Genomic DNA, 26,435 nt, shown 5'->3' on the forward strand with positions numbered 1-26,435 from the left:
CTATTTTCATTTAGTATTTTGTGGTAAGGTGAGAAAGTAGTTTTTAGGGAGGAACAAAATGAAAAATGATTTATATGAACAGCGAATTAAGATAATCAGCGCGTTTTTAATTGCAGCGTTTATCGGACTATTTAATGAAACGGCTTTAAATATGGCTATTGCACAATTAATAGTTGACTTCAATTCAGATGCCCCGACTATACAATGGCTAACGACGGGCTACTTATTGACACTAGGTGTGTTAGTGCCAATATCTGCGATTTTGATGCAACGCTTTACGACAAGGCAATTGTTTACAGCTTCGCTATTATTCTCTATGACAGGGACTGTAATTGCAGCGATTTCACCGACGTTTACAATTTTGTTGATGGGACGTATTATACAAGCAGCTGGTACAGCAATTATTTTACCGCTAATGATGCAGGTGATTTTACTCGTCTATCCGATTAATAAACGTGGGGCGGCAATGGGGAAAATTGGTCTTGTCATCGTTTTTGCGCCAGCGATTGGACCAACCATTGCAGGTTTAGTCATTGATCAGTTATCCTGGCACTTTATCTTCTGGTTAAGTTTGCCCTTTTTAGTGCTAGCATTTTTGATTGGTTTAAAATTCATCCAAAATGTCAGCGAAGTAAAACCGATGAAATTCGATATAATGTCGATTGTTCTGTCGACATTAGGTTTTGGGGGCATTGTGTATGGCTTTAGTATCTCAGGGAAGCTCGGTACATTTATGACGGCAGAAGTACTTGTGGCAGTTTGTGTCGGCTTACTTGCTTTAGTATTATTCGGCTTCCGGCAACTAAAGATGGAACAGCCAATGCTGAATTTACGTGTATTTACATTCCGCATGTACAGCTTAGGTGTCACACTTGTCATGATTTGTATGATGATGATCTTATCGACGATGGTACTGCTACCGATTTATTTGCAAAACATCTTATTGTTAACGCCTGTAATTGCGGGATTAGTGTTATTGCCAGGTGGGGTTATTAATGCCTTTATGTCTGTTGTGGCGGGTAATATGTTTGATCGCTTCGGACCTCGTGTGATGGTGCCTGCAGGGCTATTTATGAGCTTGGTTGCGCTGTTCGCACTGCGGACGATTGATGGCACGACATCTGTATACTTTATAATTGCGTTCCATATTATTATGTTTATCGGGATATCATTAACGATGATGCCAGCACAAACTAATGGTTTAAACCAGCTACCTACACAAATGTATCCGGACGGAACAGCTATCATGAATACACTGCAACAAGTAGCTGGTGCGGTAGGTACTGCAGTCGCAGTCACTATTATGTCGATTAGTACGGCTAATTATGTGAATATGAATGGCAATACAGTAGCAGCACAGCTAGAAGGCTCGATTCAAGGCGTACAAAATTCAATTACATTCGGATTAATCATCGCTGTCGTCGGTTTTGCCTTATCGCTATTATTACGCAATGTACGACAAGAAAAATAAACAAAATACACCGTCCTAAAAAGTGCTGAAAATGACTTTTAGGACGGTTTTTATATGGGAAATTTGGGGTATCAAACTAATTCAAGGATTCTTGTTATCTTGCAAAACTTGATACTAAATAAAGTTAGAAAGCCACTAAGACCTGAACTCGGTATGGTACCGTGTTCAAGCCTTTTAAAAATCGATTTCAAGTCAATCATCTGTTGTTTCATTCTGCTTAATTTACGTACGTTAGACTTAAAGCCTCTGTCTAGCAAGTGGTTTAACTTATATTTTTGCTTGATAAAAGTCAAACAGCTGTTTTTTGCTTAACTGGGAATTTACGATAGCATAAATAAGCGATTATTAGTAAAATAAATAAACCAACTATTCCCGTTCCACCATCAGTAAAGTATCTATGTTCTTCTGTTACTGAAAAAAAGAAAATAAAAGTCCCTGATACATTTAGCATACCGTGCATTAAGGCAACTGAGTATATTGAATTGCTTTTTTCATAAATGTACTGAAGTATAATGCCAGCTAAAACACAAAAAACTATCATGAAAATCAAACCTAAATGATGGTTCTTACCGAAATTTAAGTCGTAAAAATAAATCATTGGAGTATGCCATACACCCCAAATTAAGCCGCCAAAGACAAGCCCCTTTTTTCCGTATATTGAAATTTATAAATGATAGTCTAAATATGTACATAAGTGCTTGAATAGATATGTACATATCCGAGTCACTTCTTCATACTAATCAAGAGGTGATTGGTGTGTATTTGCAGCTAGATATTCAGACGGAAATTGAAGTGAAGAATCTTTTCGATCTACCAAAACTACAGCAACTAATGGGGAATTTAAAAATGAAAATAAATAAAAGCCGGTTGGCTAGAGAATTAAATGTAGATCGTCGAACGATTGAAAAATATTTAAACGGTTTCACACCAAAGGAAACTAGAAATAAAGCTTCTAAAATTGACCAATACTATGAAGTCATCGCGTTACTTTTATCCACCGATTCCAAACAAATCTTTTATTACAAGCGAGTTTTATGGCAATATCTTACGGATAATCATGATCTACAGTGTTCGCAATCTGCTTTCCGTGCATATATAAATCGAAAACCAGAATTCAAGGCCTACTTTGATGATGGAAAGCGTACAACATCAAGTGCTTCATCTGGGATTCGTTATGAAACGAAACCTGGTGAACAAGCACAGCTGGATTGGAAAGAGAGTATTCGCTATGAAATGAAAGATGGTGAAATTATCTATGTGAATGTGGCAGTGCTCCTACTTTCTTATTCAAGATTTAGAGCCTTTCATCTAAGTATTTCAAAATCTCAAAGTGTCTTATTGTCATTTATGACAGAAGCGTTTGAAGTATTTGGAGGCGTACCAAAAGTGATTGTGACAGACAATATGAAAACCGTAATGGATGAGGCAAGAACAGATTATTTCAAGGGAGTTGTGAATAACAAGTTTACTCAATTCGCGAAGGATTTCGGCTTCAAAGTCCAACCTTGTGTTGCAGGAAGACCTAGAACAAAAGGCAAAGTAGAAGCACCTATGAAGCTGTTGGATGAGATTCATGCTTATCAGGGGAAATTCAACTATGAAGAGTTACATCAATTCATACAGAAGCTCTGTACACGTATTAATCAAAGTATCAATCAAGGGACGAATAAGATACCACTATTTGCGCACAAACAAGAAAAGAACCTCTTACTCCCCCTACCACAGGACAAAGTAAAAGATTCTTACAGAATCAAGCACACACTTGTAAAAGTCAATGCTTCAAACATGATTACCTACAAGTCTAACCAATATTCGGTTCCAGCCAAATATCAAGGGAAGACGGTCGGGTTACAAGTATATGATGATCAGTTATTTGTCTACTATACCACGGAATTAATTGTGCAGCATCAGATAACTACATCGAAATTAAATTATAAAGAGACGCATTATAAAGATACGCTAGCCAAAGCAATTCCCTATTATCCAGATATCGATGCTTTAGCCAAACAAAATCTAGCAGCAATCGGTGAGGTGTATAGCGATGAAGAATAGTTATCAGCAATTAATCCAAAACTTAGAGTACTTAAAACTGAAACAAATGACGCAACATTTAGGAGAAGTCGTGGACTTCAGCATTAAAAACGAATTGTCATTTATAGATACTTTAGTCAAACTTACAAATTATGAGATTGATGTGAAAGAACAAAATATGATTCACTCAATGGTTAAAGTGGGTGCCTTCCCACACCGAAAAGAAATCACTGAATTTGATTTTGAATTTCAGCCAAGTATAAATAAGCAGCAAATTTCAGATTTTATTTCATTACGCTTCCTTGAGGCGCAAGAGAACATTGTATTTTTAGGCCCCAGCGGGGTCGGCAAAACTCATTTGGCGACATCGATAGGTATAGCGGCCGCAAAGAAACGTACCAGCACTTACTTTATAAAGTGCCACGACTTAATCCAGAACTTGAAGCGTGCAAAGATAGAGAATCGCTTAGAAGTCCGTTTAAAGCATTATACGAAGTATAGACTATTGATTATTGATGAGATTGGTTACTTACCAATTGAAGCAGAGGATGCGAAGATGTTCTTCCAGCTCATTGATATGCGTTATGAAAAAAAAAGTACGATTTTAACGACGAATATTAACTTCAAAGCATGGGATGAAGTTTTCCAGGATACCAAATTAGCGAACGCCATATTGGATCGTGTTCTGCATCACGCAACAGTTGTAAGTATCGTTGGACAATCCTACAGAATAAAGGATCACCTCAAAAAAGAAGATGAGTGATTTTGTACATTCTTAAACAAGCAAAACTGTACATGTTTAGATTGACATTTATAAAATTAAATTTGGGTACAAAAATCCCCGCCAACCCACTTCTTCCCCTATAAAAATAAGAATATTGAGTAAAGGAGCTACTAATAACTGTAAAAGCGCAGCTACAAGAATATTCATCATTAGTGAAGAGTTCTCATTATATGTAATCGTATCCCGTATTACTTTATAGGCTTGTTCAATGGAAAACAGATCGGGATTAAGTAGATATGAAATAGCATACACAATGACTATAAATAGAAAGCTAAACAAAGGGGCTGCTAATAAAAACTTTTTTTCACCTAACCGAAAACCTAACCCCTTTGAACCAAAAACAGGCTGTTTTAGCAATGCTTTTTGAATAAAAACACTCGTTAATAGCGGAATCAACATAAGGAATGGAGATAACATATCCATCTCTAAAAAATAAAATAATGTTGCTAAACAAAAAGTCAGTAAAAAAGTTGAAGTAATAAAAATTAATACAGCCTGTTTAATATTCATTGTCTTAGCCCTCACTCTAATTAGTAATTTCCTGTAATTCTTCAAGTTAAATAAACCAATTACTCCTTTTACTTGAAGAATAAATCCATATTTATCTATATTATACATCATAAAAGATTGGAAGATTCAACAATCTTAATAACAATAAACTGCTTCGAAATGTTGTTTAATAACCGATAAAATATCAACTAATAAAATTCGATTACTATACAAGGAGGATAATCAATTGAAAATCCAATCTACTGCTACTGCAATGGGCTATTTCAAAACACTAAAATATAAAGAAGCAAATGAACAAAATATCTCACAATTAATGTTGGACGAAGATGACAAAAAGACTAATAGACCCAGATTTGAAGTTAGAAATGAAGGGGGATACATACGTAAATATATTGTAAAAGCCAATGGAGATAAAATACTTATAATGGAGACGAAACAAACAAAAGCACAAGAAAGTATGCAGTCAAATGAATCAGGGAATTTAATCGATATTGCTCACGATATGCTAGTGAAACAACTTGAAAAGTCTTCCGATCTTCAAATACAAGAGAAACAGACGATGGCGGCTTGGGTAAAAGAAAATGGATTGCTGCCTTGCAAAAACTCGATACTCAACGTAGTTAGCTGGAAACCAAGGAGTGGACCCAGACAATATCCCGAGCTCATGCTTTTTAAAAAATTAGTTGTTTATATTTATAGTAGCTGCACAATAAAGGGATTTAAGTGAATTAATGGAGAAATACTTTTAATACAAGGGTTTAGAAAGGGGAATTTATTAAATGCTTGAAATTAAAGACTCATGGTTCACGGTAACTCAAATAGATGATATGACTTTCGCGATTAGTGAGTATGGACATTGGGAAAGAGTTCATTCTTATTTATTAATTGGCGAGGAGAAAGCTGCATTAATAGATACGGGTCTTGGAATTGATAACATAAAGAGGATTACAGACCAGCTGACAAACTTGGCGATCATTGTTTTAACCACACACGTCCATTGGGACCATATTGGAAGTCACGGTGAGTTTAAGAATATTTATGTACATACGGATGAAGAAGACTGGCTAGTCAATGGTATTAAGAAGCTTCCTATCGAACAAATCAGGAAAGATGTAAGTCGCGATATTACAATACCCACGCCAGGGACATTTAATCCAGACACTTATAAACCCTTTCAAGGTAATCCTACAGGTTTGTTAAATGGGGGAGATGAAATAGAGATAGGCAATAGAAGATTGATTATCTACCATACCCCAGGACATTCACCGGGTCATATTTCGATTCTAGATACTAGTACAGGTTATTTATTTACAGGTGATTTGCTTTACGACGAGACCCCGGTATATGCTTTTTTCCCGACAACCGATCCTGTGGATTTAGTACAATCATTATTGAGAATATCCATTATTCCCGATGTAACGAAGATATATGGCGGACATAATACAATAGGTCTTGATGTAAGTCTTTTACAAGAAGTGAAAAATGCAGTTGAAGAGCTTAAGGAGAAAGACCAAGTAAGATTCGGTACTGGAATTCATAAATTCAAAGGATTTAGCGTGCAATTCTAATCAACACTAAAAGTAACGCAGTGTCCAGTTCTTGATTATGCTTATTTGTTGGATAATGAAGGAGATTACTCAATTTATGGGGCAGTCTAGTGAACAAGAAATTTATTATCTATAACAACGTAAGTATTGAAAATGGAATGGTGGTTATTACAAATGGATGTATTTATTGAAAAATTACTTGTTACAGATGCAGAAAACTTGTTGAATTTCGAACTTGAAAACAGAACTTTTTTTGAAGAAATGGTACCCAGTCGTGGAGATGAATACTATAATCCAGAGATTTTTAAAAAAAGACATGAAAGTTTACTTGAAGAACAAGTTAAAGGAGGCTCATATTTCTATTTAATCAAAGATAAAGATAGTTCAATTATTGGAAGAATAAATCTAGTGGATATTGATGAATCTAAAAAAATCGGTCATCTCGGTTATAGAGTTGGGCAAGCACATACAAGAAAAGGAATTGCTAATAAAGCATTGAAAATATTGGTAGAAACAGTAACTGACAAAGGTATAAAACAGATTAAAGCTAAAACAACAATTAATAACATAGCTTCACAAAGAGTCTTAGAGAAAAACGGATTTAAGAGAATAGCTACTAGTAGTGAACAATTCGAAATGAATGGGAAAAAGTTAAATTTTGTCTATTATGCTTTGACTATTTCGTCTTGTTAACCTGATAAGGTACGATAGGCGAAGAAGAATGCCACAAGGGGGACCGTTAAAATAGGTCCTTTGATGATATAACGAAAGAATTGGAAACGTTTGGCCAATCATTCCAGCCTTCTTCTACACAAAAAGAAAAACTGTATCGCCAAATTTTTCAACCGAACTCGAATAAAAAACCATTTCGAATTCAAACTTGGCTAGCAACCTCATTTCACTTGTCGTTTTACTCTCCGTAAGCATCGGCGCTTTCGTTCTAACCGCCAAGGAGTATTCTGTTGATATCGGAGAGTCTTTGGGAAAAGGGGGCTTATAATGGTTGTCACAGCTTCCTGGGATGGTATCGTATTGGAACAAACGAGTAAAATCAAAGTGACTGGCAAGCAAGGATTTACGTATACCTTAAAAAAGTAGCCCCTAGGAAATTTGTAAGTAAAGAAGGCATTGAATATTCAACGAGAACTTATGTAGAATAAGATATAAAATAGGACTTTGAACAAATAAATAAGACATGAGAATCTTATTGCTAAAGAATTTGCTGAGTTATTTGTGTTTATCTTCTTGGAGTAGTATATGTTGATCAGATAGTGGAGCCCAGGACTGCGATAGTATACGCGGTAGGCTCGGTATACTATCTGCTGGGTGATCCAGAGGATGAATCGTTTAACAGCCACCTGGGTGATTTAATTTCCAAACAATTAAATCAAGAAAGTCTGGATTTATGTGGAGGAACCTGGTTTTGTACCACAATCTTTGATGCAAACTGGAAGAAAACACTAGAAAAAGTGGTTGATGGGCGTAGATATTATGTGGATTATAGTGTCTATTACGAATTGGATACTGTTCGTTTTAATATAGGTTTGGGGCAATCCCGTCATGTACTTGATGAAGATCTTGCCATGGTAAAAATCACTAAGGAATTGATTAATGCTGACGTGAATTTAAGAGAAGAGTTAACAGAATATTGGTCTTCAGCGGAATCTTTTACCCGGTTCGGATTAGGATATGCTTTATTAAAAAATGATAAGGTTATAAGTACATGTTACTCATGTTGTGTTAGCGGAGATTGCCATGAAATTTATATAGCAACATTTGATCAAAATGTGCGAAATCGCGGTTTGGCAACGATACTGGGACAACAATACATAAAGGAATGCTTGGAGAGAGGGTATGGTGCTTATTGGAGCACTGATCAATCTAATGAGCCATCCAAGAGAGTGGCTGAAAAATCGGGTTTTGATCATTCGCATCGATTGATGTCGTTCGAATTTGTTTTCTGATAAAAATTGTAATTTTAAGCAAAGGAGGAAAGCTATACATATGTGTGGGCTTTTGATCAACAAGAGGATTGGGACTTCGTACTATCGGTTTTGTCGAGACAGGTTGGCACAGAGTTATTTCATAACGGGTTGGATGACCGGTATGAAATTGAATAGTGCGGTACTTTTTATTTAAAACTGTTCCCTCGGCATATGAGTAAATAATGCGGTAAACAGGCTTCTAACCGAACTGACTCTTTTTTCTCCGCGATTACTCCGCGATTACAAAGGTATCCGTGTATTGTAAATCCACATAAGCTTTTGGTGCGTTCTGGATGGGCAGTTCTAACAGGTCCGACACTATGATTTCAAATTTCTAACTGCCCCCTACCATTGTTGTATCTAATGGAGTTGTCTTCGTTAATCCAGCCGTGATAAATAGTGTTTTTTGTCTTTCATCTTTGATATATACATTTTTTGTGCGTGAATCAGCGTACTCAATGCATTCCTCTTATTATAGATAATATAGGAAAATAGTTCATTTTATTAACTAACAAGATAAAATAGTTGGAAAATGCAACTTTTCTTATGTCTACTACGTATATAAAGTAGATTCAAGAAATTTAAAATGGGGGGAAATGTTATGCATCATAAATCACTAAGGAATTATATTTCAATCATTAGAAAGAAGAACATTAAATTGAAAACTGGAGTCTCCCTATTTATTGTTCTTATTTGTCTTTTAGTTACAGGATGCTCTCAAGCCGAACCACAGGATAAAAATAAAGAGCTCATTCAAGGCTTCCTGGAGTATGAGCTGAATGCCCCTAATGAAGAAGCAATACGTAAAATTAACGCTCTGGATAAGTGGGTGGATGAACAGAAGGAGGGTGGACAATTACCATTAGATAGCGAGTATAACATTTATTTAAAGGATACTTATGGACCTTATTTCACAAATAGCGGTTACGATAGATTCGTTATGACGAGTCAAGGATTACTATTTCACAGACCAGCCTACAAATACGACTATCAAACAACCGTAACTAAAATTGAAGTAGAGCAAAATAAAGACACTCCAACGAATTATAACTTTAAGGCTTATATTGTTTATGAAAAAAAAGGAAATGAGAAAATTAATGCAGAAATCACGGGTATAGCTATTATACGTGATGAGGGGATAGAGAAAATAACTTACCTTGGTGACAAGGAGATGTTGAGAACACTAACGAAAGGTGATTAAACTACAAAAGTATTTAATGAAATTTCAAAAGGGATTACCTGACTAACGGATGCACTTAGTTGGAGTAGATAAGATGTTGTGAAATGCAGCTCACAACATCAAATAAAACATTCAAAAAGAGCGCCATTAAAGATATAGCGTTACATGTGAAGGACAAAAAAGCGTGTACAAATAAATTAGACATTTCGATCTTTGTACAATCGACTTAATAAAAAGAGGAATGGACACAAGGAATCGAAGTAAATTTTAATTCAATCATTAGATAAAAAATAATGTACATAGTTTTATGTCTTATTTGTACATACTTTTTTGTCGTTGTACAGTACAAAAACTCATTTTATCTCACTGTTTCAAGTATACTTATCCAATGAAATCTAACTACCGATAATTTATATTATGTAAACCTAAATAAATTTAAAGAGAAAAGGGGGTCATTTAATAACAACCTCCTTTTGACTGCTCTGATAACATACTCTCCTTATATTTCATCTATATATTAATTTCCTTTATTCTATATCAATCCACTGTACACTGTATTCAATGATATCATTGATAAATAACTTGTTCCGTTTAGCAAATTCTCTTACGTTAGCTAATAGCTCAGCATCATAAGTTGTCTTATATTGAATACGATCTTTAGGCCTTGAATCTCTATCGTACGAAATAACTTCTTGTTTCAAAACCTTTTCTAGTCCACTTTCTTTCAAATAATTAATATGGATTTTCTTTTCTTTAGCCACGCCCTTCAAAAAATCTAAAACAGATTTACTGATGTTTGTTCTGAATGGTGTTCTTGAACCTTGTGTATGAACTAGTTTTCCATCTATTAGTTTCCATCTTGGTAATGAACTTTTATCTTCAATACAATAAGGAGCGTCAGAATGCTGTGTCATATACACTCTTTTATAGACATGAAAGTCATCGAAAGTTGCATATTATAAATAATTTTGGCTAGCTTCGGAAGTTCATTTTTACCATTAACCCATAAACGGTAAATAATATTACCCGTTTGTCCTTTTATGAATGTAATCTTAGTTTTCAATCCCCATGAGTGAAAAACAGCTAAAAGTCCTTCCGTAAAATCCAAGCTGCCAGATGTAATGTGCATCTGGTAACCTTCTTTTCCCACCCAACCATCGCCATCAATAACGCCCCTAACAAAAGAAGATAGGAATTCTCCAGGGATATTGGGAAAAGGAACTGTCAACGATTTATTAGCAACAATCCCCAAAGCTTCAAGATCCATTTTAATTTTTTTAGAATTAACGATTAAAGTCGGGGTCGATCTTGTCGAGCCTATAGGTGCCAGTACATAGTCAGCTTCCATGTATTTTGCAATCAATTTAAGAATACGTTCATCTTTTTGTGAAAAGTAAATGCTATGATACTGTTTATTAACATGTCCATCTGTCACGAATAACCCAAGTACCCAGGCCATTTCGTGTGTCCACACTTTGAAAAAGTCTTCATTCACTTTGTTTTTCCTAGGCTGACCTGAGTATTGTTCCCTGTTCATTGGTATCTCATGTTTATATAGCACATTCCTAATTGCACGATCAGACAGGCCAATGATTGGTTGCATTTCCTTAAATGACATGCCACTCTTGTACATGTTAATAATGGCTTCGTCTGTCATACCTGGGTTTCTAGGCATATCCTTTACTCCCTTCTTCGTATTAGATCTGCACGCTCATTACGTGAACCAAAGTTCTTTTTTGTTTTCATGCTAAATTTTTGTTGTATAAAAATGCTCAAATACAGACATGGAAACATATGTTCTGATACCTTAAATATATACCATTATTTACAATTTACCAAGTGAAAAGTCTATATTTCGGTTCCTCAACAACAAAATATACGTTTTTATATCATCATTTCTATTTCTCGTCTGCGAACAAACGTTTGTGATTGGAGAATTTGGCATTTCAGGGTTAAAATCAAGTGTATCTACTATCAAAGTAATGGTTTTTTTGGTTTCTTCATAAATAAGCAGTAGCGAAGACGAATTAGTTAGTCTTCGCTACTGCTTATTTAATCAATGATAACTCCTTGTAGGACCCCATCCTTTACCTGGCTCATTGGCGAGAGGCATTCCTTAGCGCTATAGCGGATTCATTGAAGTTCTATATTTCAAAATATAGAGTTGGATTTAGGTCTGTCTGATTCCCTAAGAATATACGGAACTGTGGTTTTATGCATTACCAATCCTTTAAAGCCTTCTGTCAGATGTATGTATTTTTCAGCGGTTTTGGGTTTCATCCAAGTAACTTCTTCAATTTCTTCTGATAATGAGAGCGATATTTCTCCACCAATTATTTTACCGCTAAAAGTAAAGAAGATGGCGTGATGTCCTCTTTCCTCGAAAAAGGCTTCACTCACCGTAAATATACCGTCTATTTCTACTTCTAATCCGGTTTCTTCTTTAACTTCACGAATAGCAGCTTCTTCAAGTGTTTCACCCTTCTCTACCGCCCCTCCCGGGAGTGTTTAGTAAGAAGGTCCTTTTGCCTTGTTTTTGACCATTAAAATATTCTTTTCATGTTCATCAAATAGAAGTACATAGGCAACATCCACTCTTTTCATCTATTCTAACCCCCTTTTTTAGTATCCAGACAATCTTTGGGTATCCATCCTACTTCCCCATTCGCTTTTTTCACAAGACTATATCCCGCACATTTATTATCAACAACCCTAACCTTTTCGGCTTGTGTTACAGACAGGAAGGTCGTACTAAGATCACTTTTTGATCGTGCTTGTCTTTCCTCAATTATTAGATATTCATTCTTAATCCATTGCTGTAAACCGAGTTTTCTATTTTCGCAAAGTGTAAAGTATTCCTCCTGTTTTATTATTTTCATTTCATAATTTGGATATGTCACGGTGCCGATTCTGTTGGCTAGATCTATATAGTCTTTTTGAACCACTATTTCTTCTACTAAATCATCAACATAGGTAAATGAATACGTATCATTTTCGACGAGTAAGGCATTCAGTTGTCCGTCTTTTTTAATTTGATTTCCGCCATCCAACGCAATGACTTTTTTATTTAAGTCAATTAGCGGGTTATTTGAACTGACCTGGTTTGACCGATAATTAACGACTGGCCAGTGACCTACAATAACCGTTTTATTTGCTTGGTGTTCATTTTCATAAAACGCGGGTGCAGATAATGCAAATGTTTCTTCTGTCCGCTGCCAATTTTCGATGTTTTCAATTCCCGCATGAATGATTATAAACTCATCTGTTTCATAAGCGATAGGCAATGATTCAAGCCATTCTATTTCACTATGAAAATACTGCCGGTAAAACTGAGCTAATTCTTGTAAGGAGAAATCATCAGGTGATTTACCGTGCATCGATAGCATTTCATTTAAAATCGAGTTCTTTTGTCGGTTCATGTATGAAATGATTCCCTCAACCCCATTAAAAATTGGACGATACAGCACATCACAATTCCCTTTTGTTACATAGACAGTACTTGATTTCATGGATAGATTCCGTATGTAATTGACCACTTCTATACTTTTTGGTCCTTTTTCACATAGATCCCCATTGATAAATAGATAATCTTCTACTGTATAATTCACTTTCCTTAATAGCTTTTTAAATAGCATTAGATTTGCATGTATATCTGAAATGATAATCGATCTTTTTGTTTTATCTAATTGCAGTCGCCGAACTTCGATCATTCCCTCACCCCTGTAGTAATCATAACATTTCACAAGTTGACAGTAAATTGGTTCAATAAGACTGCAAGTTCATTTAACTTTAGTCTCATAACCTGCCGTACGATACTGAAGATCAGACCTCTGCTAGCTCTATTAGAATTAAGGCCTGTCCTTTCGGTATAAATGAATCAATAAAGAAAAAGCAGCATTGCCTGTTTGGCAACACTGCTTCGTTTATAAGATGCTTATACGTCATTCAAGGGGGAGATTTAACGTTGTTCTAGTTCCTTATAAGCGAGAACCTTCAAGGCTAACAATTCCTCATCTGTTAATTTGCTTTCAATGTCATTGAACAATTGCTGTTTCTCCTCCGCCGTTAGGCCACTTTGAGCTTTTGTTTGAAGTTCTTTTAATTCACTTACATTGAACTTTTTAACCAATACTCTCACTGCTTGTTCTTTTGTTTGAAACGGTAACGTACTGCTGTCTACATTTTTACCTTCTTCAATAAATGCCTGCAATTGTGGGTCGTTCTCTATTTCTTGTTTAATACTTTCAAGTTGACCGCTATCAGTAAGTTCCACCGCCACCTGGTCCATTACTTGATCGGCGATGATTTTAGTTCCAAAATAGTAAACTGAAAATCCTATTACACCAATAACGATGACAATGCTAATTAGCACCTTCAAGAATTTCAAATAAGCACTTCCTTCCTATGTGGCATCTATTATAGAGGATACTACATTGAATTCGTCTAATGCACAAGAAGGTTCAGTGAGATTCCCATACCTCTTTCTATAAAGATTTTTTTATTACGCATATCTCTGCTGCCATTCGTCTACTTCGATTAGACTTCCATTATTGGCATTAGCTGAATTAATGCTACATGCTCCCCTATTTTAATTTCTGCTCCTTCTATAACACGTTCTTTCATAAATAAATTGCGCATCAATACATTTTCCTGTAGTAAAAACTCAAACTTTTCAATAACGGCTTGTAGCTCAGCACCTGTATATACCGTAATATCAACATGCATGTTGATTGGTAAATCTAATTTTTTTCTATATTCTTGTATTGCGCGGATAAGTTCACGGGCCATTCCTTCTTGTATAAGTTCTTTTGTTAGCACAACATCTAATGTAACCGTGTACTCCCCATTTGTTGTTGATGAGTATCCTTCTTTAGCAACTTTTTCGATTAACACATCTTCCAGAGTTACTCTTTCTAATTCACCAGAAGATGTAACCATTTCTCCGTATCCTAACTTCGTTAACGCCATAGATTCTTCATTCGTTAATTGCTGAAGCCATGTATTCACGATATTTGATTGTTTACCGAACTTAGCACCTGCTTTTTTAAAGTCCAATTTTAGTTTTATAGAGGCGAACTGGCCTTCATCACTAATCTCGTGGAATTGTTTTACATTTAATTCATCCATGATAATGTCTTCGTATGCTTTCAAATTAATAGTTGTTGTAGCGCTTAGCACGGAAATACTCGCTAACGGCTGTTTTACTTTCATTGCAGTCGTATTCCGAATGCTTCTGCCTAATTCGACTACTTGGAGGACTGCATCCATTTCTATTTCTAATTGTGTATTGATCATGCTTTCATCATAAATCGGATAGTCAGAAAGGTGGACGCTTTCGTCAGTTAGATTGAAATATACATCTTCAGCAATGAATGGAGTTAAAGGGGCCAGCAATCGACTTGTTGTTGTCAATACCTCATAAAGCGTCTGATAAGCCGCCGCCTTGTCAGGACTCATGTCACTAGCCCAAAAACGCTCTCTGGATCGTCTCACATACCAGTTACTGACCTCTTCGACTAGTTTTGCGATTTCCCTGGCCGCATTTGTAAAATGATACTCCTCTAGATTAGCACTGACTACCTTAATCGTGCTGTGCAAACGAGATAGAATCCAATCATCTAATTTGCTTTTCTTTACCGTATGTTCAATTTTAGAATCATAATCATCTAACTTCGCATAAAGGGCGTAAAAACTATGGATATTGTCCAACGTATCGACTAGTTTCGACTTTGCTTCTTGTACAATACGTTCTGAAAAACGTTTTGAGTTCCAAGGTGCACTATCTACTAGTAATGCCCATCTTAACGAATCTGCACCGTATTTTTGAATTAATTCTACCGGATCAAGTGCGTTCCCTTTACTTTTAGACATCTTTTGCCCATTTTCATCTAATATATGTCCAAGTGATAATACACGTTTGTAAGGTGATTTCCCAGTAAATAAGGTAGATACAGCTAGTAGGCTATAAAACCAGCCTCGTGTTTGATCAATCCCTTCAATGACCACATCAGCAGGAAATTGCTTTTCGAATAGGTCCTTATTTTCGAACGGATAATGATATTGTGCAAACGGCATGGAACCACTATCGAACCAAACATCAATTACTTCAGGTGTTCTTGACATTTCTCCATCACAATTTGAACAACAAAGCTTGATTTTGTCTACATATGGTTTGTGCAAATCCAGCTCTTCTTTTAGTGGATGTATAGAAAGCCTTTTTAATTCTTCTATACTTTTAGGTGCGCATTCATGATCACATTCGTTACATTGCCAAACATTCAGCGGTGTGCCCCAATAGCGTTTACGGCTGATATTCCAATCCACCATTTGTTCTAAGAAGTTTCCAAATCTACCTTGTTTGATATGTTCTGGATGCCAAGTCACACTCTCGTTATTTTGTATGAACTGTTCTTTTAAAGCAGTTGTTTTAATAAACCAATTTTCGTTTGCGTAATACAGGAGAGGTGAATCACAACGCCAACAATGAGGATAATTATGTTCAAATTTTTCTTTACTGAACAATAAGTCCTTCTCAGCAAGATAACGAATGATATCTACATCGCAGTCTCTTACAAAGCGTCCCTGAAAAGCTGGAACATCAGCAGTATAAAGTCCTTTTTCATTAACAACGTTTACAAATGAGAAGCCATTTTCTTGTATCAACTTATAATCATCTTCCCCATACGCTGGTGCAATGTGAACGATTCCAGTACCACTGTCCCCCGTTACATAATCTGCTGTAACAACTTTATGTCCGATTGCTACATTAACAAAATCAAAAGGGGGATTATAAGAAATATCTTTAAATTCCGCCCCTTGGTGTACAGTTAGAATTTCATAATCCTGCTTTAAAACTGTTGCAACTAATGATTCTGCTACTATGAAGACCTCATCACCTTGTTTTGCACGAACGTAGTTCATAGTTGGGTGTACAGCTAAGGCAACATTGGCAGGTAATGTCCAAGGCGTTGTCGTCCATCCAAGAAAGTATTCATTTGCACGATCTCGAATCTTAAACTTAGCTGTTACCGTTAAATCCTTTACAATTTTGTATCCTTGTGCCACTTCATGTGAACTGAGTGAAGTTTGGCAGCTCGGGCAGTATGGAGACACCCTATGCCCTTTATTCAGTAAACCTTTATCATGAATGGTTCCAAGGATATTCCATACGCTTTCAATATAGGAATTGTTTAACGTAACATAAGGATCCTCCATGTCTACCCAATAGCCAAGTTGTTCAGTAAACTCACGCCATTGTTTTTCATATATAAAAACACTTTCTTTACATTTTTCAATAAAAGCTTCAACACCATAATTCTCAATGTCACTCTTACCTGAAATACCTAGTTGTTTTTCGACTCCTAATTCAACAGGTAATCCGTGCGTATCCCACCCAGCTTTTCGAATGACCTGATGGCCGGTCATGGTTTTATACCGTGCAACAACATCTTTAATGGCACGTCCTAACGCATGACCGACATGCGGTAAGCCATTTGCCGTAGGCGGTCCTTCGTAAAATACAAACGATGGATTGCCTTCCCTCATTTCGATGGACTGCTCAAAAATCCGACGTTGTCTCCATTGTTGTTGAATGCGTTGCTCACGTTGCTGTACCGTTTCTTTTTCCTTTTTCATCTGGTATCGCTCCATTCTTCGCTCATTAGTTAAAAAAGTATACAAAAAACCCGTCCCTATGAAAAGGGACGGGTTTAACCGCGATACCACCCTAATTCTATTGAAAACTTCCGTTTATCAATAGCACTTAGTCACGTACAATCATACGCGTTCCTTTTAACGGTAGACACCCGTTCAAGCTTACTGGTTTCAGCTTGATTTCTCAGAGAGGATTTTCACTAATGAACTGAACACCGGCTTTCAGCATTTACCGGCTCTCTGGAGGACAGTTACAAAAACTACTTTTTCTCGTCAACGAAATTATATGCTTTTATTATGAATGATAGTAACATACATCATAATGAGTTGTCAAACTAATATGAATCCGTTCATCTACATGGCGTCCCCTCTGATCTTGTGGTGATCTATGATATAACTAAATTAGTAGATAAACTTTTTTATAGCAAAATTAAAAGGACAAGAAATATCCCGGTTCTTACATTTTAGATTATAGTTCATTTCAGCTTAGTTCTATATCTAGTAATAAATGCTTCATTCTGCGTCTCTCCAAATGCCAACATTGAGTTATATAGCTTAGTCATACTTGCTTGTAGGTTAATTCAGTCATTCGTTAACATCTACAACAAATATGTACGAGACTTCACCGTTGGACCATTTTGCGACTACTTCATATATATAGTGGCCGCTCGTTGCTGGAACTGTAAGTTCATTCCCTTCTAACATCATCTTTTTTCTTTCATAATCCCATAAATAGACGCTTACATTAGGGCTTTGTTCTATGTCCATATTTAATTTACTATTCGCATCCACAACAATTGCATTGAAGTTTTCAGCGATTTGCGCTGGAGAAGCAGTATCTGTTTGAACAGTTTGGTTTCCTGTTGTCCATTTGAAGCCCCCCGTTGCCATTTCATAACTGGTTTCATCAATCTCAACAAATCCATAGGGATAAGGTGGAAATTCATTATTTTTAAAATCAAATTTATGTAATATAAATTGCTCTTCTAAAAGTTTAATCATGAATGCTTTGGCATATGCAGGCGATGAAGTGTCAATTCCTCCATCTATCCAAACCTTAACCTCCAGACCTTCTTCATACTTTTTGATATCATCATGAGCAGGCAATGCCAGCCAAATGAAGCCTGTATCTGGATCATCCACCAAAATACGATTTCCTTCAATATCAATCCCGATAATTATTCCTTTTATCTCAAGCCGTTCTGCAACTGCCTTTTCCTTTGCATTACAACCGACTAGTGCCAAAAAGCAGATCAATAGTAAGAGTAGATAGTTCTTCATAAGAATTTATTCCCCCTTTATCTGATTTGACGGAGACTTTCAATAAAGGTTACTATTGCATGTGATCATTATATATAGCTTTCTATTGTTAGATGAGTAAGTCTCCGATAAAATTAACCTATGAGAAAAAGTGGAGGTGAGAAAAACGACTAAAAACAGAGAAAGTAGATCGTTTTTTCAATGGATTAATTTCTTTATTCCGTATGCATACACTGCTGGAATAGCGCTCATAGTAACTTGGATGGTAGCCGCATCCTTACTGATTGGAATAGCGACTATTAAAGAGGATCCAAAGGCTTTCATTCTACAAGAAAAGAACATTGAGTCTCCCACAGATTCCGTTGCTGGTACAGTAGGTATAGACCCTTCTGTTAACGAAAGTCCTAAAGAGGAAACTGCATTTACAATTATAGTTAAACCTTTTGTAGAATCCGATTTCAATAAAATTATCTTTCGTGGACTCTTTTTACTGTTTATTTGGATGTTTTTATTTTTAATCATACCTGTTGCATTCAAACGCCTTAAACGATTCAAGTTCTTAAACTTGGAATTTGAGGTCGATGACATAGAACAGGCTGCAATCGAAACGATTGAAATCAGCGGAACTAAAGCACAACTAATGGCATATCTAACTGGCGATGATGCTTCAGGAAGGACTTTAGGATTTCTAAATGATTCAGCTATCGATTATAAAGAAGTACTAGAATATTTCCTTTCAGAAATTCAAGTAGGATATAAAAAAAATCCCCTGAATGCCACATTTTCATATGAAGTTTACAGTCAATCTGGACCTGAGGACCTAAAAGATCTAATCGAAGAATCTAAGGAAACTGGGGAATCAGTCGTTAGCAATAAAATCAATGAGGGGAATTTATTCAAGAAAAACTACCTTGTTTTCTATTTTTGTTACAATAATGATGAATATGTCACTGTTATAAACAGCTATACGTATCCGTTTGATATATTCGATAAATATCTTTTTGAACTATTGCATAAAATAGTCAGCAAAAATGTTGAGAATATCGAGTATATGGTAGTCTTAACAAACACAAATGGGAATCAAATGTGAGTCTATCTTGACGAATCGAGTGTATTTCATGTATTATAATAGAAAGGAGTGATTTAAATGGTCAAAGTCAAAACTCCAATCAATACTAAAAATGTTAAAGATCGTGCCGCAAAAAAATTAAGTAAATTGAATGCCAACCCAGGTACTACAAAGACTAGTGATCTAGTTGTAACTGGTAATATGGTAAAACCCATTCACATTAGTAAAACTGACCCATTAGTAAGAAAAATATTAAATAGCTAACCAATTAGTTACTCCCGCTATTGCATAAAGCGGGTTTTTTTTGTATTTAACCGTAAGCTTGTTGAATGTCTTTTGGCTAGTTCTTGCATAATCGGCGAAGCTCCTACTAAATCAGCTGGTTGTTTAACCGGTAGATGTCCGAGATTTATTTCACTTATGCTTTTAAATTCCCCCCCATTTAAATACCTTTCATAGATCTCAACAATCTTCATACGTGTTACCTCACTTTCTAAGCAATATGTGCGTATCGTAGTATATTCAATATGGTTCATTTGCTCTTCAAATAAACAAAAAGTGATTGTTTTCAAAGGAATTCCCCTTGAATCAATCACTTTTTCGTCTAGCCAATAATGTCCTGCCGTTAGTATCTCTCTACAATATGTAGAAAATAGGATTACCTTAATATTCATTCCCTGGCAGATAGTTATCCATCACTTCTTTTTCCAATCCTCAGCAAGCATGGCATATACAATATGATCCACGTAATGATCATAAAGCCATTCAGCTTGGCGAATACGCCCTTCTTCTGTGAAATCCAATCTCTCCGGAATCGCCCTACTCTTCTTGTTTTCTACAGCCGCACGTATTTCCACACGGTTTAAACCTAGCTCAACAATCGCATGGTTCACAAAAGCCTTAACCGATTGAGTCATTAATCCCGAGCCTTCAAAGCCTTTACCTAACCAGTACCCTAAACTTGTCGATTTATTGTTCCAATCAATTTTGTGAAACCCGATGACACCTGCAATCTTTCCTTCATACCAAATGCCTGCCTGAAATCCATTATGATCACCAAATTGTTTCATTGTTGCTGTTATAAATGCCGCTGTATCCGCCGAGGATTTAGTTTGATCAATGAATGGCAGCCACTCTCTTAAACTTTCTCTTGACTGATCGGTCAGCCTAAATAATTGTTCTGCATCATGTAGATTTAGCATTTTTAACTTTGTCTTTTCATCAATTTCATAAGTAAACATATAAATCACTCCTTTAATTAAAGTACTAGTTTACATAATAATAATATCGGTGTAATTAAGTTAATAGTCATTCCGCTTGCTCATCTCTTCTAAATTTCTCCTGTATTGCCTTTTCTACATATTCACTCATTGATATGTCCTTTTCATTAGAGAGACCCTGTAATGTATCCAGTAGGTTATTTGGCAAATCAAATGTTGTGCGTCTGTAACCACTTATCAGCGTCCACTTACCTTCTTCCATCACAATATCTCCTAGTTCTAAAAACGTCTTGATAATGTTCTCTGTAAGTGTTTCCGGAACTGATATAGACAATCCAACATCACCACTTTTTATCGACAGAGCCATGTGTGTCTCCTGCTCACGTAAGCGGATGTTTTCAATCCCCCACACTTGGTAGACGAAATCCAGGAACTCAAATGACTCATGTAAATCTTTCGGTAGTAAGAAGTCCGTATACCCGCGTACTCTTCTATTTGGTTGATGAATTGAATACGCAGCCTTATATTGATAGACGTGCATGCCATCGATGAATGGAATCCAGGTCCGTGATTGCAAATAGAACCCCCATTCCTGATGCTCGTTACGCAGCACTCGTAGATCTTGTCCCTGCTGCGTACGAAAACACTGATAAAGTGCAACGTCGAGTTTCGCGTCATAAAATTCAACCCGAGTACCCCGCGAAGAGGCAGTCCGTTCAATTTCATGTTGGATCCATGCCGCGGTTTCATCTGGAATGGAATAGATTGTACGTTCATCTCCAACGGGCAATTCGTCCACAGGCAGCTCGGTCTCACGAATTAAGGCATAGATACGTTGCGTTGTCACACCCAATTGCTTCGCAAGTTCGGAAGGCCTCAACCCTGTTGGTTGATGTCGTTTTCTTTCCTCTGCAAGTGCATCCACTTCCTTTTTTTCATACCTAGCTTCACGTATTAAACGATATGGATCTTCTATTTTAATGATTTTCTTTTGTTTTGCATAATGATAGACAGTAGCCTTCGAAATGCCAAGTAGATCTGCTACCTCTTGTCTGGTGTACCACTCGTTCAATTAAATCGCTCCTGTCTTTTACCTATTCATTTTACGAATAATAACGCAATTTGATTACTCTCTTTGAAAATAGCTATCTCATTCAGCTAGATACAGCTATTTAATTTGAATAGCTAAATTATATATGAATTATATGATATTTATAAAATAAAAAAATAGATTAGATAAACTAGTTATATTTAGAATCTATTTATAATTATTATATAATGTATAAAATTAAATAGCAATAACACTACATATTAGAATAGAATTGTTATAAAATAGAAAAGAACTTAATATAAACAAAGGGATAGTTTTTTTATGTTTCATTGAAGTTATGGTAAACTGGATGAGTAAATTGAAATTAAATAAGTCTATATAATTATGGATTGTATTTAGAAATAATATAGCCTATAAGTAGTAGGATTTTGAAAAAGGTGGGTTTGTTTTGACATTTTTAGTTTCGAAAAACAAGCAATTTCAAATAGTAGATATAAAAAAAGAATTAAGAAACATCTCTACACTTCCAGCTCTTCAAAACAGTTTAGATGAGGCGGAGAAAAACGGTCAACTCGCTTTTCATGATTTTACAGACACTGAGATAATGAAATGGTTTTTGCATAGACGGAAATATTTAATTGAACGTAATGAACGTTCTGAAAAAACGGTGCGGGAGTATGAACGGGAGTTGCTACTCTTTATTCGACAGATTCTGGAACACGCTATCGAAATTGATGTAGATGTAGACTATATAATAGAAGGTTCTCTGTTTAAATCTCTCCAATCACGTCATTTACGGAGATATCAGGAGTGGTTATCTACCGAAAGTCCATATGTAGTCAGCAAAGGCCCTTACTCACCAGCAACACTTGAACGCAAAACTACTATAATCAAGGCATTCTTTGTGTTTTTGCATAAGGTGGGCTATATCCAACAACCCATTCACGAAGGTTTACGGATTGCTTCTGTCCGAAAAGACGATCGGCCGAATCGAGATTTAGGTCCTATCGACGTTATTACAATTCTCGATACGTTTAAGGACATTAACCATCCCATTATGTTCGGTATTGTTCACGTACTCACAACAACAGGCATGCGGAATGAAGAATTTTGCCGGCTACAGGTGAAAGATTTAAAAATAGATGTCATACAAGGTGGTTATTATCTTGATGTACTCGGGAAAGGTAACAAAAGGCGACACATACCGCTAAAAGATAAGGTTGTCACCAGTATCCGTCAGTTTCGGATAGCACGAGGATTACCAATTATTGAACATGCTCAATTAGATACGCCACTTTTCACAACAAATTCAGGGCGTGCTTTCTCGCCTTCGTACTTGTCGCAGTATGTAAGCAAACAAATAATGGGTACTATTCAACTGAAGCTATCAGACCAATCTCTTAAAATCACACCGCACGTATTCCGCCATGCCTTTGCAATTATCTCCAAGCTGAATGGTGTCGATATTTATGATATTATGCGTTCGCTCGGACACGAGAAGATTGAAACGACCATGATATATTTAGAGAAGATTTTCGAGAAAGAACGACATGCGATTCATGCGTGGAAATCGGATCAATTCGGAGAATATATCTGATTGCATTAAAAATATCCTCACGTAATTTGTCCAAAACCATAGCATTGGAGCTATTGCGTCGGGGTATTGTTGATTTGTGATTACGGCCATAGGTATGTTCAACATCTACCATGTTTTCACCAGCAATTGCCCCAAGACTTACCACTCGTTGCCAATGAATTTACCAATGGGGTAACGTCAAAAAAGTTCGAATTTACAACATTAAGGATTTTGAAAGATAAAAAAACCTAACTTTCCATATCTTAAATAAGGAATTAGACTTATAATCTTCAACAATTGCCCTCCCGTTAGTTGAACAAGCTGGTTTGTAAAAATGCTATTTATACCTAACGTCTCTAAGTATCCAAGACATTTCAATTCACTTTTTCTATTTGTGCTGTATAGAAAATTGTAATGTAAAGGAAAGTAATACTATTAATGTTGTTTTTTAATTTAGGTAGAAAAATTGGCTTAACGCAAATTCACAAAAATAATTTTCCATCTCGTCCTTGTTTAAATACAATAATTCCATTAGTGAAATACACTTGGCAAGAAGAATATCTGTGCCTTCTGATTGTTCGAAATGTATTCCTTTTTTGATATGTAGATATTGACCATAATCCTATTTCGCTTCATTTTCACGATATCCCGTATAAACACTTCAGCGCAGAAATGATCATTGAACTCAACGAATCCATCGCTCTGGACAGGCATAAACGCAATGATTATGGGAAGAATGATGATAATGGGCCGCCCCGCGAGGGAGAAACTTCAGAAGAAGAATCAATGCCTTCAAATTCATCGGATTCCGTGGAACGCGTGAACCATGGAAAACTTCTTTTTTTCAGCAGACTACCAGAAAGAATTGCGTAATTGGGTTGTTCAGCAGCCCCTATGTAACATGAATTTATCAGATTGATAAACATGTCCCTTGCTTACGCAAAAAAAGAATAAAACTACGCAATAGATTACAAAGGAGTAGTAATATGATTTCATTTATTTTAACCTTAAAGAGATTAATGTCAGCGATCGTTAAAATTATTAAAGAACCTATTTTCAAATCACTTATTGCAACACTATCAATTATCTTATTGTCAGGTACGCTGTTTTATAAGGGTGCTGAAGGATGGTCATTACTCGATTCATTCTATTTTGCATTCGTAAGCCTTATCCCAACGAGTGTTAATACAGGGTTAATACCCCAAGCAGATTTAAGTAAATGGTTTACCATTATTTACCTCGTTGTCGGCGTTGGCGTAATGTTTATGTTATTGATTATCATTGGCCGAGCTGTAGTAAACATTGAGAAAAAAGAAGAAAATAAAAATCCATAAGAAAATGAAGTAACTTCCAGTAAACTCTAAAATAATTAAAAACTTATTTAATGAAAAGCAATTTCAAAATGAAATGCTTAATTGGTACCTATATCTGCTTTTGGAGTAGCTGAATACCCCCGAACATTTAAGTTATATGATTCGGAAGGCTGAAGACTCTTTTGTACCTTTATTAAACAAAAGGGCGCGTTTGTTGAAGATCTTTTATTAGTAACTTATTAAATAAAAGCGGACTGATGGAAGCACTCCGAAAAAAGTTCAACGCCTAGTCCTGGGACTAGAGTAAAGCAATAGGATGGGTTGAAGTTTTAGGTGAGAAAATGAAGGGACTGTTGTTTTGAAAGAAAAGGAAGTCTGTGCATCTTACGAAGGTTATTTTTGGGAGCGTCAAGGGAGTTATGAAAAAATTGAATAAGATACAGTTTATGAATGTAAAAAGATGCCTTAGGTGACAATCAAGAAGTATTAGAAACAAACAACACTAGGATCTCATTGATCTGCTAATATGAACGAGGAACAACTATGAAATGATAATACATATTTTTTATGAAGACACTTTCTCATAAAGAAAGTGTCTTTGCTATTGAGCAGCTATAAGAGTCAGAACGTAAATACTGCAAATAGCGTACTTATCACATTTCCTTCCTCTGAGAGACATACTACAGTGAGTATCAAATCAACTTCTCGACCTACCATCCACCTAATCGCTATATAGACTAAATTTACAGATTAGATACTCCGATATATCTGCATTTACGAATAGCTAATTTCCCCTAAGAAGCATACATGCAAGTATTTAGAAACTTCCTTCAAGTTTTTATTTGTCCCTTATTTCTTGGTCAGGTTGCTGTGATTGCATTGGCATAGAATATTTCACAAAAGGAATAATCCACCCTTGAGTTTGGGGATGGTCCTTTTAAATCGTCAGCACCTTATATTTAATAATCAAAGAACTCACTAACAAGCTTAGTAAAAAAGAATCTATCATTCTAATGACCCATATCCCGTAACTCATAATCGAAACATTGTCCGTCAGATACCAGAGAAATACCAGTAATCCCGCTAAAAGAGAAAGAGATGACCAAAAAATAAGTTTACGCTTAGGGGAAACACGAGTATGGTTATGGTTTCTTTGAGACAAAGCTCTAACATATATGTAAACTAAAATGATTGTTAGGCCTAATAATGTACTTCCATGTTGTAAAAATTTATACAAAGGTATCGAAAAGCCATAGATGTTAGTACTATAAGTGAAGAAAGCAGGAAACTTTAATACCATATACCCGTTGATATGTGTAAAAGAATCCCATACAACATGGGTTACCATTCCGAACAATGCAGAATAACAAAATACCAACACCTTCACTATTCCGTTAGAATCTATTCTTTTTGTATAAGGATCTTGCAGACAAATCGGTAAATGGTTGAATAGAATTTCATGCACAAAAGTATGATAAATAAAATAAGTGAGTATCACCAGCGGTAAATTAAACCAAATGAAACCAGCGAATGTATGTCCAATATTCCCCATTGGTTGACCGCTCAAAAAATATTCGAAATCAGGAGCCATACTTCCCAATACCAGTGCAGAAAAATGAATATATTTGCTTTTTCTTGAGAATGGCAGTATGGCTGCTGGGTGAGCAAAAGTTAGTGGCATGGTTTACACTTCCATTTTTATTAACAGTCGATTTTTTTAAGCAAATGTCAGATTAGAAAAGACAATTAAAATAGCTAACGCACTCAACAAAATCCTCAAAATTT

The 26,435-nt window shown here is 35.9% G+C and carries 24 protein-coding genes, 1 pseudogene and 1 other annotated feature; of the genes and pseudogenes, 12 read left to right on the forward strand and 13 right to left on the reverse strand.

Translation table 11 applies throughout. From position 1 onward, the window contains the following. The first annotated feature begins 58 nt into the window (after positions 1–58). Positions 59–1,471 (forward strand): MDR family MFS transporter, encoded by a 1,413-nt coding sequence (locus tag MKZ11_RS16405; protein ID WP_340795450.1) that lies wholly within the window; start codon positions 59–61, stop codon positions 1,469–1,471. Between the two features lie 289 nt (positions 1,472–1,760). On the opposite strand, the gene MKZ11_RS16410 is transcribed toward MKZ11_RS16405, so the two are convergent. Beyond that, the gene (locus tag MKZ11_RS16410) at positions 1,761–2,135 is read right to left on the reverse strand and encodes a CPBP family intramembrane glutamic endopeptidase (RefSeq protein WP_340797031.1); all 375 of its coding nucleotides are present in this window, start codon (positions 2,133–2,135) and stop codon (positions 1,761–1,763) included. Positions 2,136–2,227: 92 nt separating this feature from the next. On the opposite strand from MKZ11_RS16410, the gene istA reads away from it, so the two are divergent. Together istA and istB are read left to right on the forward strand one after the other, a co-directional pair. Continuing rightward, positions 2,228–3,523: an IS21 family transposase gene (gene istA, locus MKZ11_RS16415; protein ID WP_340796980.1), complete on the forward strand. Its 1,296-nt coding sequence runs from the start codon at positions 2,228–2,230 to the stop codon at positions 3,521–3,523. Next, complete coding sequence (gene istB, locus MKZ11_RS16420; RefSeq protein WP_340794546.1) at positions 3,513–4,265, forward strand: IS21-like element helper ATPase IstB; 753 nt, start codon at positions 3,513–3,515, stop codon at positions 4,263–4,265. The genes istA and istB overlap by 11 nt, the downstream gene beginning before the upstream one ends. A gap of 48 nt (positions 4,266–4,313) precedes the next feature. Here the strand turns inward: istB and MKZ11_RS16425 are convergent, their stop codons facing one another. Continuing rightward, positions 4,314–4,796: a hypothetical protein gene (locus MKZ11_RS16425; protein ID WP_340795451.1), complete on the reverse strand. Its 483-nt coding sequence runs from the start codon at positions 4,794–4,796 to the stop codon at positions 4,314–4,316. A 226-nt stretch (positions 4,797–5,022) separates the two neighbouring features. Here MKZ11_RS16425 and MKZ11_RS16430 point away from each other — a divergent pair, with 226 nt between their 5' ends. The 5 genes from MKZ11_RS16430 (at position 5,023) to MKZ11_RS16450 (ending at position 9,529) form a co-directional block, all read left to right on the forward strand. Then, a complete protein-coding gene (locus MKZ11_RS16430; protein ID WP_340795452.1) occupies positions 5,023–5,523 on the forward strand; it encodes a hypothetical protein in 501 nt (166 codons plus the stop codon). Positions 5,524–5,575: 52 nt separating this feature from the next. Continuing rightward, positions 5,576–6,364, forward strand: coding sequence for an MBL fold metallo-hydrolase (locus tag MKZ11_RS16435; protein WP_340795453.1), 789 nt, complete (start codon positions 5,576–5,578; stop codon positions 6,362–6,364). 153 nt (positions 6,365–6,517) lie between these two features. Continuing rightward, the gene (locus MKZ11_RS16440) at positions 6,518–7,036 is read left to right on the forward strand and encodes a GNAT family N-acetyltransferase (RefSeq protein ID WP_340797032.1); all 519 of its coding nucleotides are present in this window, start codon (positions 6,518–6,520) and stop codon (positions 7,034–7,036) included. Between the two features lie 536 nt (positions 7,037–7,572). Then, a complete protein-coding gene (locus MKZ11_RS16445) occupies positions 7,573–8,307 on the forward strand; it encodes a GNAT family N-acetyltransferase (protein ID WP_340797033.1) in 735 nt (244 codons plus the stop codon). A 622-nt stretch (positions 8,308–8,929) separates the two neighbouring features. Beyond that, the gene (locus MKZ11_RS16450; protein ID WP_340795454.1) at positions 8,930–9,529 is read left to right on the forward strand and encodes a hypothetical protein; all 600 of its coding nucleotides are present in this window, start codon (positions 8,930–8,932) and stop codon (positions 9,527–9,529) included. A gap of 506 nt (positions 9,530–10,035) precedes the next feature. Here the strand turns inward: MKZ11_RS16450 and MKZ11_RS16455 are convergent. The 7 genes and pseudogenes from MKZ11_RS16455 to MKZ11_RS16485 form a co-directional block, all read right to left on the reverse strand. Then, positions 10,036–10,422 (reverse strand): rRNA methyltransferase, encoded by a 387-nt coding sequence (locus MKZ11_RS16455; RefSeq protein ID WP_340795455.1) that lies wholly within the window; start codon positions 10,420–10,422, stop codon positions 10,036–10,038. Next, entirely contained in the window at positions 10,419–11,183 is a 765-nt protein-coding gene (locus tag MKZ11_RS16460) for an LAGLIDADG family homing endonuclease (RefSeq protein ID WP_340795456.1), read from the reverse strand. Before MKZ11_RS16460 ends, MKZ11_RS16455 begins: the two co-directional genes overlap by 4 nt. Positions 11,184–11,659: 476 nt before the next feature. Next, positions 11,660–12,112, reverse strand: a pseudogene (locus tag MKZ11_RS16465) (NUDIX hydrolase). Between the two features lie 5 nt (positions 12,113–12,117). Beyond that, the gene (locus MKZ11_RS16470; RefSeq protein WP_340795457.1) at positions 12,118–13,218 is read right to left on the reverse strand and encodes a metallophosphoesterase; all 1,101 of its coding nucleotides are present in this window, start codon (positions 13,216–13,218) and stop codon (positions 12,118–12,120) included. 248 nt (positions 13,219–13,466) lie between these two features. Next, positions 13,467–13,895 carry a hypothetical protein gene (locus MKZ11_RS16475; protein WP_340795458.1) on the reverse strand — a complete coding sequence of 143 codons (429 nt, stop codon included), beginning with the start codon at positions 13,893–13,895 and terminating at the stop codon, positions 13,467–13,469. Between the two features lie 149 nt (positions 13,896–14,044). Further along, positions 14,045–17,143 carry an isoleucine--tRNA ligase gene (ileS, locus tag MKZ11_RS16480; RefSeq protein ID WP_340795459.1) on the reverse strand — a complete coding sequence of 1,033 codons (3,099 nt, stop codon included), beginning with the start codon at positions 17,141–17,143 and terminating at the stop codon, positions 14,045–14,047. Between the two features lie 61 nt (positions 17,144–17,204). Further along, positions 17,205–17,447, reverse strand: a binding site (T-box leader). A gap of 299 nt (positions 17,448–17,746) precedes the next feature. After that, on the reverse strand, positions 17,747–18,442 hold the full coding sequence (locus MKZ11_RS16485; protein ID WP_340795460.1) for a DUF3221 domain-containing protein: 696 nt from the start codon (positions 18,440–18,442) through the stop codon (positions 17,747–17,749). A gap of 130 nt (positions 18,443–18,572) precedes the next feature. On the opposite strand from MKZ11_RS16485, the gene MKZ11_RS16490 reads away from it, so the two are divergent. Together MKZ11_RS16490 and MKZ11_RS16495 are read left to right on the forward strand one after the other, a co-directional pair. Next, positions 18,573–19,511: a hypothetical protein gene (locus MKZ11_RS16490; protein WP_340795461.1), complete on the forward strand. Its 939-nt coding sequence runs from the start codon at positions 18,573–18,575 to the stop codon at positions 19,509–19,511. 57 nt (positions 19,512–19,568) lie between these two features. Continuing rightward, positions 19,569–19,754: a hypothetical protein gene (locus MKZ11_RS16495; RefSeq protein WP_340795462.1), complete on the forward strand. Its 186-nt coding sequence runs from the start codon at positions 19,569–19,571 to the stop codon at positions 19,752–19,754. A 17-nt stretch (positions 19,755–19,771) separates the two neighbouring features. Here MKZ11_RS16495 and MKZ11_RS16500 read toward each other — a convergent pair whose 3' ends face one another. The 3 genes from MKZ11_RS16500 to MKZ11_RS16510 all read right to left on the reverse strand — a co-directional run bounded on the left by MKZ11_RS16500 (position 19,772) and on the right by MKZ11_RS16510 (position 21,782). Further along, a complete protein-coding gene (locus tag MKZ11_RS16500; RefSeq protein WP_340795463.1) occupies positions 19,772–20,164 on the reverse strand; it encodes a hypothetical protein in 393 nt (130 codons plus the stop codon). A 21-nt stretch (positions 20,165–20,185) separates the two neighbouring features. Further along, positions 20,186–20,731 (reverse strand): GNAT family N-acetyltransferase, encoded by a 546-nt coding sequence (locus MKZ11_RS16505; protein WP_340795464.1) that lies wholly within the window; start codon positions 20,729–20,731, stop codon positions 20,186–20,188. A gap of 67 nt (positions 20,732–20,798) precedes the next feature. Beyond that, the gene (locus MKZ11_RS16510; RefSeq protein ID WP_340795465.1) at positions 20,799–21,782 is read right to left on the reverse strand and encodes a helix-turn-helix domain-containing protein; all 984 of its coding nucleotides are present in this window, start codon (positions 21,780–21,782) and stop codon (positions 20,799–20,801) included. Between the two features lie 427 nt (positions 21,783–22,209). Between MKZ11_RS16510 and MKZ11_RS16515 the strand changes: the two genes are divergently transcribed. Next, the gene (locus MKZ11_RS16515; RefSeq protein ID WP_340795466.1) at positions 22,210–23,358 is read left to right on the forward strand and encodes a tyrosine-type recombinase/integrase; all 1,149 of its coding nucleotides are present in this window, start codon (positions 22,210–22,212) and stop codon (positions 23,356–23,358) included. Positions 23,359–24,356: 998 nt separating this feature from the next. Continuing rightward, positions 24,357–24,671 carry a potassium channel family protein gene (locus MKZ11_RS16520; RefSeq protein WP_340795467.1) on the forward strand — a complete coding sequence of 105 codons (315 nt, stop codon included), beginning with the start codon at positions 24,357–24,359 and terminating at the stop codon, positions 24,669–24,671. 916 nt (positions 24,672–25,587) lie between these two features. Here the strand turns inward: MKZ11_RS16520 and MKZ11_RS16525 are convergent. Beyond that, on the reverse strand, positions 25,588–26,331 hold the full coding sequence (locus tag MKZ11_RS16525; RefSeq protein ID WP_340795468.1) for a DUF4184 family protein: 744 nt from the start codon (positions 26,329–26,331) through the stop codon (positions 25,588–25,590). Positions 26,332–26,435: the final 104 nt, after the last annotated feature.

The sequence above is a fragment of the Sporosarcina sp. FSL K6-1508 genome (assembly GCF_038007465.1).
Lineage (GTDB): Bacteria > Bacillota > Bacilli > Bacillales_A > Planococcaceae > Sporosarcina > Sporosarcina psychrophila_B.

Bases quoted from the DNA above. Each gene is read 5' to 3' on its own strand.
- MKZ11_RS16405 (WP_340795450.1), top strand. From the start codon at position 59: ATGAAAAATGATTTATATGAACAGCGAATTAAGATAATCAGCGCGTTT.
- istB (WP_340794546.1), top strand. From the start codon at position 3,513: ATGAAGAATAGTTATCAGCAATTAATCCAAAACTTAGAGTACTTAAAA.
- MKZ11_RS16425 (WP_340795451.1), bottom strand. From the start codon at position 4,796: ATGAATATTAAACAGGCTGTATTAATTTTTATTACTTCAACTTTTTTA.
- MKZ11_RS16435 (WP_340795453.1), top strand. From the start codon at position 5,576: ATGCTTGAAATTAAAGACTCATGGTTCACGGTAACTCAAATAGATGAT.
- MKZ11_RS16440 (WP_340797032.1), top strand. From the start codon at position 6,518: ATGGATGTATTTATTGAAAAATTACTTGTTACAGATGCAGAAAACTTG.
- MKZ11_RS16450 (WP_340795454.1), top strand. From the start codon at position 8,930: ATGCATCATAAATCACTAAGGAATTATATTTCAATCATTAGAAAGAAG.
- MKZ11_RS16455 (WP_340795455.1), bottom strand. From the start codon at position 10,422: ATGACACAGCATTCTGACGCTCCTTATTGTATTGAAGATAAAAGTTCA.
- MKZ11_RS16460 (WP_340795456.1), bottom strand. From the start codon at position 11,183: ATGCCTAGAAACCCAGGTATGACAGACGAAGCCATTATTAACATGTAC.
- MKZ11_RS16470 (WP_340795457.1), bottom strand. From the start codon at position 13,218: ATGATCGAAGTTCGGCGACTGCAATTAGATAAAACAAAAAGATCGATT.
- ileS (WP_340795459.1), bottom strand. From the start codon at position 17,143: ATGAAAAAGGAAAAAGAAACGGTACAGCAACGTGAGCAACGCATTCAA.
- MKZ11_RS16485 (WP_340795460.1), bottom strand. From the start codon at position 18,442: ATGAAGAACTATCTACTCTTACTATTGATCTGCTTTTTGGCACTAGTC.
- MKZ11_RS16495 (WP_340795462.1), top strand. From the start codon at position 19,569: ATGGTCAAAGTCAAAACTCCAATCAATACTAAAAATGTTAAAGATCGT.
- MKZ11_RS16500 (WP_340795463.1), bottom strand. From the start codon at position 20,164: ATGAATATTAAGGTAATCCTATTTTCTACATATTGTAGAGAGATACTA.
- MKZ11_RS16505 (WP_340795464.1), bottom strand. From the start codon at position 20,731: ATGTTTACTTATGAAATTGATGAAAAGACAAAGTTAAAAATGCTAAAT.
- MKZ11_RS16520 (WP_340795467.1), top strand. From the start codon at position 24,357: ATGTCAGCGATCGTTAAAATTATTAAAGAACCTATTTTCAAATCACTT.
- MKZ11_RS16525 (WP_340795468.1), bottom strand. From the start codon at position 26,331: ATGCCACTAACTTTTGCTCACCCAGCAGCCATACTGCCATTCTCAAGA.